10 protein-coding genes and 1 pseudogene are annotated in these 11,172 nt (G+C 50.7%); 1 reads left to right on the forward strand and 10 read right to left on the reverse strand.

The annotated features are described in order from the left end of the window. Positions 1-380: GDP-mannose 4,6-dehydratase (locus ACTNA2_RS08665; RefSeq protein WP_441049284.1), on the reverse strand; the 380-nt coding region annotated here is incomplete at its 3' end. 23 nt (positions 381-403) lie between these two features. Beyond that, positions 404-643, reverse strand: a pseudogene (locus ACTNA2_RS08670) (glucose-1-phosphate thymidylyltransferase); the annotation flags it as partial. Positions 644-1,052: 409 nt separating this feature from the next. On the opposite strand from ACTNA2_RS08670, the gene ACTNA2_RS08675 reads away from it, so the two are divergent. Further along, positions 1,053-1,274, forward strand: coding sequence for a hypothetical protein (locus tag ACTNA2_RS08675; protein ID WP_441049286.1), 222 nt, complete (start codon positions 1,053-1,055; stop codon positions 1,272-1,274). A 16-nt stretch (positions 1,275-1,290) separates the two neighbouring features. Here ACTNA2_RS08675 and ACTNA2_RS08680 read toward each other — a convergent pair whose 3' ends face one another. The 8 genes from ACTNA2_RS08680 to ACTNA2_RS08715 form a co-directional block, all read right to left on the reverse strand. Next, positions 1,291-2,451 (reverse strand): acyltransferase, encoded by a 1,161-nt coding sequence (locus ACTNA2_RS08680; RefSeq protein ID WP_441049288.1) that lies wholly within the window; start codon positions 2,449-2,451, stop codon positions 1,291-1,293. Between the two features lie 52 nt (positions 2,452-2,503). Then, positions 2,504-2,968: a hypothetical protein gene (locus tag ACTNA2_RS08685; RefSeq protein ID WP_441049290.1), complete on the reverse strand. Its 465-nt coding sequence runs from the start codon at positions 2,966-2,968 to the stop codon at positions 2,504-2,506. Between the two features lie 228 nt (positions 2,969-3,196). Then, positions 3,197-3,601 (reverse strand): GH25 family lysozyme, encoded by a 405-nt coding sequence (locus tag ACTNA2_RS08690; protein WP_441049292.1) that lies wholly within the window; start codon positions 3,599-3,601, stop codon positions 3,197-3,199. Between the two features lie 261 nt (positions 3,602-3,862). After that, positions 3,863-4,075 (reverse strand): hypothetical protein, encoded by a 213-nt coding sequence (locus ACTNA2_RS08695; protein WP_441049294.1) that lies wholly within the window; start codon positions 4,073-4,075, stop codon positions 3,863-3,865. A gap of 39 nt (positions 4,076-4,114) precedes the next feature. Continuing rightward, entirely contained in the window at positions 4,115-6,361 is a 2,247-nt protein-coding gene (locus ACTNA2_RS08700; protein WP_441049296.1) for a polysaccharide pyruvyl transferase family protein, read from the reverse strand. A gap of 91 nt (positions 6,362-6,452) precedes the next feature. Continuing rightward, on the reverse strand, positions 6,453-7,661 hold the full coding sequence (locus tag ACTNA2_RS08705; protein WP_441049298.1) for a glycosyltransferase family 2 protein: 1,209 nt from the start codon (positions 7,659-7,661) through the stop codon (positions 6,453-6,455). Between the two features lie 12 nt (positions 7,662-7,673). Beyond that, positions 7,674-8,801: a glycosyltransferase family 2 protein gene (locus ACTNA2_RS08710; RefSeq protein ID WP_441049300.1), complete on the reverse strand. Its 1,128-nt coding sequence runs from the start codon at positions 8,799-8,801 to the stop codon at positions 7,674-7,676. A gap of 12 nt (positions 8,802-8,813) precedes the next feature. Continuing rightward, positions 8,814-10,868 carry a DUF6541 family protein gene (locus ACTNA2_RS08715; protein ID WP_441049302.1) on the reverse strand — a complete coding sequence of 685 codons (2,055 nt, stop codon included), beginning with the start codon at positions 10,866-10,868 and terminating at the stop codon, positions 8,814-8,816. Positions 10,869-11,172: the final 304 nt, after the last annotated feature.

Genomic DNA, 11,172 nt, shown 5'->3' on the forward strand with positions numbered 1-11,172 from the left:
ACGTGGTGGTAGCGCACGCCGAACTTTCGCGCGGCCTGCAGCAGGCAGAAGGTACCCTCCACGTTGGTGCACAGGAAGGGCGTGGGATCGTCGATGGAGTTGTCGTTGTGGTTCTCGGCGGCGTAGTGGACGATGGAGTCGTGGCCGGGCACGAGGCGGTCCAGCAGCTCGGCGTCGCAGATGTCGCCCACCACGAGCTCCACGCGGCCAGCGGGCAGGCCCGCGATGTTCTCGCGGTTGCCGGCGTAGGTCAGCTTGTCCAGGACGGTGACGTGCACCTCGGGGTGGTTCTTGACCACGAAGTGCACGAAGTTGGACCCGATGAAGCCGCAGCCGCCGGTGATTATGATGTTCTTGGGCTCGAAGAGCTCTTCAAACATATCTGTATCTCCAATTGAATCGATTAGTACTCGCGCGGGCTGTTGACGATCTCGCCAGCGGCGACCTTCTTGAGGTGCTGCCCGTAGACCGACTTGCCGTAGGCCACGGCCGCCTCCTCCAGCCGCGCCATGTCGATCCAGCCGTTCTCCCAGGCGATCTCCTCGGGCACAGAAACCGGCAGGTCCTGGGAGTGCTCGACGGCGCGAACGAACTCCACGGCCTCGTGGAGCGACTCCATGGTGCCGGTGTCCAGCCACGCGTACACAAGGCTCGGACCTGTTGCCTGAGGCACAGAAAAACGTCCGCACCCCCGATCGCGAGGCTCGTTTAAAGTGAGAAAGAATGCCGTCATGTGCATTTTGTCCGAGAACCCGTATGCCATGGACAAAGACCACCTAGGCGAGCTCATAGTCGTGCAATTACTACTAGGCAGCAAACCATACGAACAACAAAGGCCTGGCTTCATTGGCGCAATTCTCAAAGGCATGGTATTAAAGCGGAGGGCGTAGCCGTGCACACGGGTAAAGGGTTAAAGATATGTTGCTCGCAGTGGGCGCTATGAAGGTGTTGGGGTGATTGGATCACGAGTGGCTTTAAGACGTGCAAGAGGTGGTTCTAACTCGTAGGGTTGCTTGGTATAGGTTTTACCTACCGAATTTACGGAACAAGACATGACCACTACCGAGTGTTCCGAGCAGACATTCAAGTGCCTTCGCCTGCTGGCCCAGCAGTTCCCCAACGAGCAGAGCGCGTTTATCGAGATCATCAACCTGCAAGCCATCCTCATCTTCGCCAGCCTTACGAGGATTGCCTGTGTGACCTTTACCGCTGCGCAATCAAACAACGAGGCAATAGCCATCGTGATAAACCACGCTACAAACGGGAGGAAATAACGCCGCATAACAGCCATCATGCAACGCGCCAGCCACTCCCTGCCCTTTTAGCAATCTTCATAAAGCCAGCTTGAATCAGTTTTAACGCCGTGCAATCAATCAACGACGCTACAGCAAGCGAAATAATCCAAGCAATGAAAACAAGAAGAATCCAGAATCCCAATCTAACGGGGGCAAACAGCGATCCGACGCAACCATGGAGCAGCACCTCGTAAATGAGCTCTGTTGAAATCGAAATAGTCGTATATTGAAGCAGATAAATCGAGTAAGAGCGCCGCGCAGCCCACTCAACAGCAGCAGAGACGCCCCTTGATTCGATTTGTACCCGGTCGAAGATGAAAAAGATTGCAGCAGTTCCCAAGAGCCAAAAATAACTCGGATCGATAAGGTCTATACCTTCATATGCAAAATAGGCATCCAACGCCCACGCTGCGAGCCCAAACCCGATGACGATTCTCTTTTCCGAAGCACTCATCAGTATGAGCAATCGACGAAGAAAATAACCCATGCAAAAATACACCAGGTATCCCAAGTAGGAAAACAAGCTCACGGGAATGAAGCGTTGAGCCAAACCCACAACAATCTCTAAGGTTTCATGCCCCGACACCCTAAATAACCAAGAAAGAAGGCAAAGAAGAGCGCCTGCACCCGACATCAAGACCGCCGCACCAGCCACCAATCGAACTTGCCGATCGGTGAGCCCGTCAAATAGAACGAACAGAAAAGGCGCAATCGCAAGGAAGGGTAGCAAGCACGGAATGAACCACCAAGGCGAAAGCTGATCAGAAAAGAATCGGATGTATCCGGAAATGTTGTAATCATCCGTCCCCGTTCCTTGATACAAATAGAGCACCATCGAGTAGACAACGAGGGGGAGAACCACGCTCGATATCTTTCGCATGCAATAAGACCCATAGGTACAACGCATTTCCCGAATACCAAAGTATCCTGAAAGAGCGAAGAACACCGGATCGCAGATAAGAGCCAGGCGACTTAGTATTCCACCAACGTTGATACCCATGATGGGATTTAACAGCGATCCTGAGTGGACGACCACGACGCCCAACATCGCGAGAGAACGCAACAAGTCCCATTTCACCTGGCGGCGAGCAGGACCCCCCATAGAACTCGGACTAGATGTATTTTCACAATCTGACGATATCAATGCACTCACCATAAATGACCTTTCCCAAAACGCACGCAGTAGCTGATGGTACCACGGCAGAGAATTACCGGTCTCTCCCCGATCGACCCATAATACCGTCCATAGTCGACGTCATCGAAATCAACCAGCGCAGCAACATCGGACTCCCCAGACATGCGCCACAGAATTGTAGCAAGCTGACCGCGAGTAGATAATCATACGGCCCAAAACATCCGTTGTTGGAGTACCCCCGGACTATTCCCTTGTCGATCACGTAGTCAAAACGAGCGTCATCGCCCGCTGCAAACCAATCACCGCGACTGACGTCGGGGTACTCCGCCGCGTAAATATAAAGTGACACAACCACATCACGCCCCGTATCAGAACCATCCTCGAATACGCTAAGAAAGGTCTGCCCGGTCGTATAGCCATTTCTATCTGCAGAAACAGCACTTATTGAAGCTAGTTTTAACGCCCGACTATCAGCGGATACGACAATGGACCCGTCGGACTCGGCATAAATAGATCCAGCAGTAGCGACCAGTGACACCGACGATCCCTGAGCAGAGCGATAGTCATCGGGATTTAGCTTCAAATCCAACCCAATGTACGCATTGACGGAGTAGGGGTCAGCAAAATATGAGCCCACAACCTCTCGGTTTACATCAACGCCTCCAGTTTCTATTCCACTAATCGACTCACTCGATGAGTATTGCCAATAGTCGAACGAACCTTGATAAGTGCATTCGCTGTAATACTGAGCTACCCATCGACTCCACTAAGACAGCACAGGATTATCTAGGTAATTTCGCCACCAGTTCAAACTGGCATATACGCCCGCATCATAGCCGGTGGCCTCAATCTTTTTACAGAATGCTCTTGCAATGGCAACGTAATCAGACCCGAGCGTTGAGTTATCCTCAATGTCGATATAAATAGGCAAAGAGGGAGACCGACCTTCAAGCAAGCTAAGCATATAGTCAACTTCTGACTCGGCTTCCGTAACGGTGGTAGCATACGAATAGATAAAGGCGCCGTAGGGAATTCCGAGCCTCTCGCACTCACGCGCGTTCCTCACCCAATAATCATCAGTCTCGTTATCCCTCACGATCGCACGAATGATTGCAAACTTTACCCCAGCCTTATTCTTTACCTTGACCCAGTCGATTGTTTTTTTTGCCAACTCGACACGTCAATACCATGACCGGGTTTGTAGGGAATAGCAAGACGGGCAAAGGGATTTCAAACACTTGTCGAATCGCACGAAAGAATTGGAACCACCGGTCTCCCAGGTCCGGATCTGGAGGTAGTACCTGCCGCCAGATCCGATGTGAAAGGCATTCTTGCTGTGGGCGGTGTAAACGTTCCCACCCGCCGGCGCATTGATGTCGCCGGAAATCAATTCGACTTGTTCCCCATCGGGAGAAAGGAGTGCGATGTCGTGCTAGTCGTCGGTCGAGTTGGCGCTGTCGAGCCACCCCGAAACGTAGTACCAACCGGACTCGACGTCGAAGGGCAGCGTCACGGTGTCACCCCTCTGGAAGGGTCCCGACGAGTTCCCGTCGAACGGAACGCTCTCGGGCGCGCCGACCTCTACAGGAGCAAGCACAACTACCAGAAGAATGGAAGCAATCGCACACGTATGTATTGTTAACACGACAGCTCCCTTAAACAACAGGCGAATGTATGCCTAATACTACCGCAGCAGAATCCTCTTTAACAGACGGGGGACATACGTAATAACTCTCCCTATTCTCCAAGACGCCGAGCGTCTGAAATCATCTTCAAGCTTCTTCAAAGCGAATTCATTTCTCTCCAACTGGTCGCTAAGCCGCGCGACAGCCTTGCGCTCAGAGAATTCTGCACGTCTCTTTTCTTCCAAGAGCTGGTCGATGTATCTATCTGTTCCGGTCTTGTCGAAGTAGTACACCTCTTCGGGAACAAGAGAGCCCTCGGATATCGTCTGACCAGCCATCGCGTCAGATAGCATCCTAGCCTCAGCCTCGGTTGCCAACGAAACAAGCGAGTCTATCGCAGCCCTCGAGGCATCAACGATCTCGACCTTATTTCGAAATACATCGATAACTGCCGACTTCAAGGCCTCTTCCTCCGTGCTAACTGGCAAACAGAGACGGTCTGCCAAGCCCAATTGCGAATACAATGCCTCGACCTTCGGGAGATAACCCAAGCCCACACATGGGCAACCAGCTCTGCTCATGAGCAAGGCACAGTGGTAGCGCATAGCAACACCACACTCTGCGTTTTCCATCAGCCAACGCAACGAATCAAGGTCGTCGGAGCTGGAAAAAACATGGCAACGGGAAGAGTTTCTCATATTGGCTATAACGACATTTGTTATTTCGGAGTCGCACGGGTCGAGCAATCCAAACACGACCGAAATCTCTTCGTCTTCCCCCAAAAGAGCGTCCAACGCATGGGCAACCCTTTCGGCAAAACAAGATGGAACATCATCGTACTCGCGAAGGGAAACGAAAACGTAGGGCCCAGCCACCTCATCGATAAAGCGCCTCACACCGAAGGGCCTCTCCCCTTCGGACAACATAGGCTTGATGGCAAAAGCCGCATCAGCATACAAAGATAAAAGCGATTTCTCCACACCAGCAGTTTCCAGCAAATTATAGGTATTTGCATCGCGAGTAAAAAACGACGCGTCCAAACGAGAAGCCATCCTCAACAAGGCATGACCATCCCGAAGCACCAACGGTCCAGCACCAATTCCGTAATAGTCCGTGTGCACACTATTCATAAAGGACATCGCATTAAACGCCACAATACCCGGAAAATCCGAGTGAATTACACTTGAAAACAACTCATTCTTGCCACAAGTCCAGCGAACACCCTGGTCGAAAAGAAGTCCGGCGACAACGAGAGACAGACTCGCCCTGCGAAGATAGTGATTGAGCTCGACTTTATCCGAGAGCGAAAGGGGGTATACCCCCCTCTCGCAAAACGTATGCTCCGGATTCTCCGACACAGCAAGCAGGTTTCCATGGGGAAGCCTGCTTGAAATGGCTTTCCCCACTGAAGACAAAATCAACTCGTCGCCAAAGTTTGCAGCACCGACATATCCAAGAAGAACAACGTATCGGGAGTCGGAGGCTTTTGTTCCAGATCCGTCATTCGCCGCGGAAAGTAGCTTTTCCTTTAGAGCGTCAGAATAGAATGCAGGAGGATTCGGCTCACCCTTATCTTGTAGCGGTGTCAAACCTTCTACCGAAGCAAGAGGCCCAGAACTATTACTTTTCCTGTCGGCTTCAAAGTCAACTTGATACCTAAAAGACATGCCATGAGACAACTTCTCGTTCAGGTTGACACAGAACAAATCCGTCGCCGACAAATCATCCCCAACAAGAATCACTCCTGCAGCACGAGAAAGGCAGTAAAAAGCAGCGCCCTGACAGCCCGCAATTAAAAAACGATCTGGCCAACCTTCTCCAATTGCGGCAACCAAAAAACCAAGCTCCTCAATTTGACAGGCAATCGAAGCTGCGGCCTCAGAATAATCCCCAATCATCACATAATCAGCAACTGGAATCTGGCCGTTGGCAACAACCGACCTAATAAGCATGTCGTCAGGCTCGGGGCTAAAGCAACCAACAACAACATCCCCGCCGCCCTCGCGACGACGAAGAACGAAGCCCTCAGGAGCGCTGTCGTCAAAATCAAACACCGCGGACCTGACAGATTCGAGCTCTGACAGCAGGATTCCATCGCACGTCACGAGGGCAGCATCACGATGCAGGCCAAGAAAAGTGCCACATTTGTTGGTGATGACTCGACCGTTCTCAAAGAGCCAGGGATGTGTAGAAGGCGTGAACCAAAATACAGCCACTCCGTCAGCCTCAAGGCAACATCTCAAGCGCCATGATGGAGACGCAACTCCCAACTTGGGGTCAGCAAACAAAATAACCTCGGACTGCATTCTCATCGCACCTTTCCTTCGGCAACGCAAAGAAAGCGCCTTCGTTGATGGACCGCTTGTTCACAGGAGACCAGTACGAGAGCGCTACGTTTTACTTCATCAGTTTTTCAAGCTCAGCAAGACTCATAGCCATCTGGCTACGCTGCAGAAAACCAGCGCATTCCCTCTCGTAGTCCAGATATCTCACCATGGAGTTTGCCGGAAGGGGCCATACTTTTTTGAAAATAGCTTTCACTTTCTTGTTGAAACGACTTCTGTTGGCAGCCCTGCGGGCAGCCTTCGCCGCCTCCCGGCCAAACGAACCTGCGTAAAGATCCCAAACGCGCGAGGAGTCGAATGTGCTCAGATTGCCATCAAATTGCAGCAAATCGCAAATTGCTGAAGACAGATATTTATTTTGCACTTTCTTGGCAACTTCTTCAGCATCAAAATGCTCGCGCAGCACGCACTTAAACGAACCCAGCAACCGATTTTTATCCTCACACTGAGGCATTGTACAGAGCTGAATGAGGTGAAAGTCATTAATGAAACTAAGCAATTCCTCATATGCCTTCTCGATATAGCCCCCAGCCGACCAGTCACGAAGTATCTCAGACACAACTCTCTCGTGACTCTCAAGCTTCTTGATGTGGTTCTTTCCAAACGAACTCATCGCGGAATCGTCTCGCTCCACGAGATACTCGTACAGACAATCAGAAATCAAAACAGTCTTTGCCGATCGGGCAAGCGTGGAGAACGAGAACACCTGATCCTCGCCAAGTGCTAGCCCTTCTGGAAAAACTATACCATTATCCTTAAGAAATGCCGTACGATAGGCACCGTTCCAGGGGAATGGACGCGAGGGCTTTTTGAAAATCACTTCTTTGGAGAAGCCCTCGAACACTTCCGACTCCAAGCTAAGGGTCTTTTTAAGCCACGGCGTCTCGCGAAGCTCCGGTGCAACCCGCGCCGAACACTTAACCACGTCGGCTTCAAACGAATCCAAAGTATGTGACAGGACCTCACAGGCTTTACGCGACAGACAGTCATCCGCATCCACAAAGCACAAATAAGGTGAAGAGGCTATTTTGATACCCGCGTTACGCGCAGCAGAAACACCACGGTTTTCCTGATTGACAACAATTATTCTTGGGTCAATTTCTGCAAAAAGCTCCAAAATAGCACCCGATCGATCGGTGGAGCCATCGTTAACGCACACAATCTCAATATCACCAAGAGACTGCTTACGGATTGAATCGAGACACAAGGGAAGCAGCGACTCAACGTTGTAAACAGGAACAATTACCGTCATCCGTGCCATATGAGACCTCACCTAGCCAAAGATTTTCTTTACCGCCATCTTCAACGTAGGCATCGGCCCGTCGATCTTGATGTGCGCAAATAGCAATGCGAGCAATCCTTTTTCTTTTGCAGAAGCAAGGAACGCAGACTCCTGCTCCCTCTTTTCCATCTCCTTCTCAAAGGCCCCTGGATCGCTCATAATGAGACGCAGATCCTTTTCCTCATGAGGCCAGAAAAGCTCCCAGTTAATCTCATGAGCAGCTTCTGCAGCCCTATACTCCTGAGCGTATCGCTCGAGAAACTCCGAACGGAACCTCGGAGCCAACAACCACATAATAAAATTTAGATTGTGAGTCTTCTTGTAGTGAAAGATTCCAAGAAGCTCGGGCTTCTCATCAAAACGGCGAGATAGCTTATTCTGTATCCATCCGTACTCCTCGAACATGGCATACACCTTGTTATTTTGGTTGATCGAAGAGTTCTCATTGTCTTGACGATAATAGTAGAAAGGTTTGTGAACAACGGAAATACGCTCGCCCCAGGCAAACGTTTGAAACCAGAAACCATTGTCCTGATATGAGGCCCCGGGGCTTTCATGATGTCGAATTGAATGAGCGTCAAGGAAATCCTTACGATAAATTCCAGTCCAGGTCATCATCTGGAGATCGAACAGCCGGCAATCGTCCTGGGGATTCAAAACCTTCCCGTAATACTCACCAGTGGCATCAATATCATCGCGCCAGATTTCCTTCTCACCATTGGGCAGCGTAAGGAAACGATAGAAATCGGACTTAACGAAATCAAGGTCACCCAGGTCCTTGGCAGTACGGTACAGAACTTCAAGAGTGTCAAGGGCAATGTAGTCATCAGACTCAAGAAAACCGACATACTCGCCGAGTGCGGCATCGATACCACGATTCATCGTTTCGCCGTAACCGCCATTGGGCTTTGATATTATTTTCACACGAGAGTCAGATGCCGCATACGACTCCAGAATAGCAAGCGTGCCGTCCGTCGAACCATCGTTAACACAGATGATCTCAATATCCTGCAAGGTTTGATTGACGGCGCTGTCAAGACACTCAGAAATGTACTTCTCAACGTTATAACAAGGTACAACAAGGGAAACTGCTGGGCTGTTCGTCTGCTTAGGGACCATTCAATTCCTCCATTACAGGTATTGCGAGTCAATTTTGTAAAGCGCCATGTCACCATTGCGCAGGACAAGAGTAAAACCAGGCGTGTCGTCATCAATCGAGTTAAAGCCAACCCACTGATCTTCATGATACCCCCAAGGGGTAATACTTTCATCCATCGCTTCGTTACCTTGATCAAGCATCAAAACATACTCTATGCCAGTAGCTTTAACGGCTGATTGGACGTCTACATTGTACGAAACTTCATCAAGCCCCTCACGAAGCACTTTCATGGTAGACAGCTCGGACTCAGCACCCGTACCCCATAACGTCCTGATAGCCGTACGCAAGCCAACTTCACCGTAACTGAAGCACGAGCCGTCAAAGGGGCAGTTATATACAATTGCGTCGTCCCCCACAAGCTCAAGGCATTCATTCACAAAATCGCGCTCGTCGTGAGTGTAATAACCAACCTTATCAAAAGAATAACTTTCAACATACCTATCAATCATTAAACGCACAGGAGTTGGACCCCAACCGGAAAACAGCTGAAATGGAGAAAGGATCAGCAGGCCGAAAAAGCAACACCCAATCGCAGAAAGCCTATCTGATGGTATTCTCCATCCAACACGCCCAAACAAAGAACAGACGCCCGCAGCAAGCCCGTCCGCAAAGGTAACGAGACCAAAAGCCGCTATAGGAATTAGAACCATCACGAACACACTCGCAATACGAGGTATATCGTTATACCAGAACCCCGTAAAAAGATGTCGAATAAGACTCTCCGAGGGAGCGCAGTCTACAACGACGAACATGATAAGCGTTATTGCATACGACACCAGAAGCCAACGCGAACGCCTCTTTGCAACTACCGATAGAAGTCCCACCAACACGAGCACCGAAAGCAGGGGTTGAGACGGAGACCATGTCACCAATTTGAGCGTAAGGGCATTTTGAACCGCACCCAACAGGTCGGTCTCTGGTGTCCAGTGATAATTCACTTGTACTGCAAACGCGGGAAGGTGAAAACAGAAGAGCCAAACTAGGGCAACAATCGCGAAGCAAAGCAAACCCACTGCAACGCGAATGGCGGCCTTCCCATGTGCGAACCTATCGGAAATGAACTTTGAACACCGAGAAGCAAACAAGGGCGCCAATATCGCCATTGCCGCGAAGATGGTATTTGGATGCATCAGCGCAAGCGCGAATGAGCCCGCCAAGAACAGCAGGAGCAACCCCCGCTTCTCCCCAGCTTCAATCTCAAATGATGCAAGCATCACAAAAAGCATCATTACAGCAGGTAAAACGATATCTCCAAACAGATTGGGATACACAGGACCGTAGACCATTAAATGCCAAGGGAACGCGATAAAACAGCTCGACGTAATCGCGCCAGCGAAAAGCACTCGTCGATCGGACGCGAATGAAGACATGAAGCCCAACAGCGAAAGGGGGAACACCACAGAGACGGCAACGGCATTGACCGCATTGATTGCAACAGGAACTGAAACGGAAAGAAAATCCACTAGAAACGCGCAGCAGGCATGCCAGAGGGAGGGGTAGAACCCCGTCGATCCTGCGCTTGTCAATATACCGAGCTCGGAAGGCAAGTACGGAGACGACTGAAGCGACGACCACTTCCCCGAATCTGCAAATACGCGAACCAATGCAAGGTGCGATGCATTGTCAAATTCCGGGAAGATGGAAGCTGGGCCGTCCATAGACTTAACGTAAATCACGCCGGCGACAACACATCCGATGGCGACATACGCCACCACAACGCTAATATCTTTCTTTACCTCTTCAGTCGTCAACGCAGAACGACCAGCTCTTCGACTTCCCACCAAAAGACCAGCAAAACACAAACAGACTGCAAACAGCACAACAACCCAGGCGTTCATCGGAATGCCCATATAACCGAATAGCTCGCTCAATACGGCGAGCGGAAACAGTGTCACAATGGGAGCAGCAGCCAATACTGGGAAAAGACCCATACCATTGCTTCGGAAAAACGGCCCTAAAACCAAGATACCGGGCACGTAGAGTATGACCCCAAACAATAAACAAGCTAGAAAGAAACTAGTCCACATCACATTCTCCGTATTAGCCCAGCAGCGACAGCATGAGGATTATAAACCAAAACGCCCTCGACACGGCAAAAAGGACGGGGACCGCAGTGCGGCCACTCGGATCAACGAACACGTCCAGCACGTCTAACGGCCGATTCGAACAGCGATTGAGCACCCCTCAGAAGCGTGCCGTCAACAACAGCAGCAATTAACACGGGTAGTGTCCCGAATGTTGGTGTAGAGCTCGGTTTTCGAGGGTAGCCGCAGGCTGCCCGAGGAGCCGAGAATCACCTAGAATGCCGTCATTCTAGCGCATGCTACGCCG

This window comes from Collinsella sp. HCP28S3_E9, assembly GCF_052065455.1.
Lineage (GTDB): Bacteria > Actinomycetota > Coriobacteriia > Coriobacteriales > Coriobacteriaceae > Collinsella.

Coding starts and splice junctions, on each gene's coding strand:
- ACTNA2_RS08680 (WP_441049288.1), bottom strand. CDS start 2,451: ATGGTGAGTGCATTGATATCGTCAGATTGTGAAAATACATCTAGTCCG.
- ACTNA2_RS08675 (WP_441049286.1), top strand. CDS start 1,053: ATGACCACTACCGAGTGTTCCGAGCAGACATTCAAGTGCCTTCGCCTG.
- ACTNA2_RS08700 (WP_441049296.1), bottom strand. CDS start 6,361: ATGCAGTCCGAGGTTATTTTGTTTGCTGACCCCAAGTTGGGAGTTGCG.
- ACTNA2_RS08705 (WP_441049298.1), bottom strand. CDS start 7,661: ATGGCACGGATGACGGTAATTGTTCCTGTTTACAACGTTGAGTCGCTG.
- ACTNA2_RS08715 (WP_441049302.1), bottom strand. CDS start 10,868: ATGTGGACTAGTTTCTTTCTAGCTTGTTTATTGTTTGGGGTCATACTC.
- ACTNA2_RS08710 (WP_441049300.1), bottom strand. CDS start 8,801: ATGGTCCCTAAGCAGACGAACAGCCCAGCAGTTTCCCTTGTTGTACCT.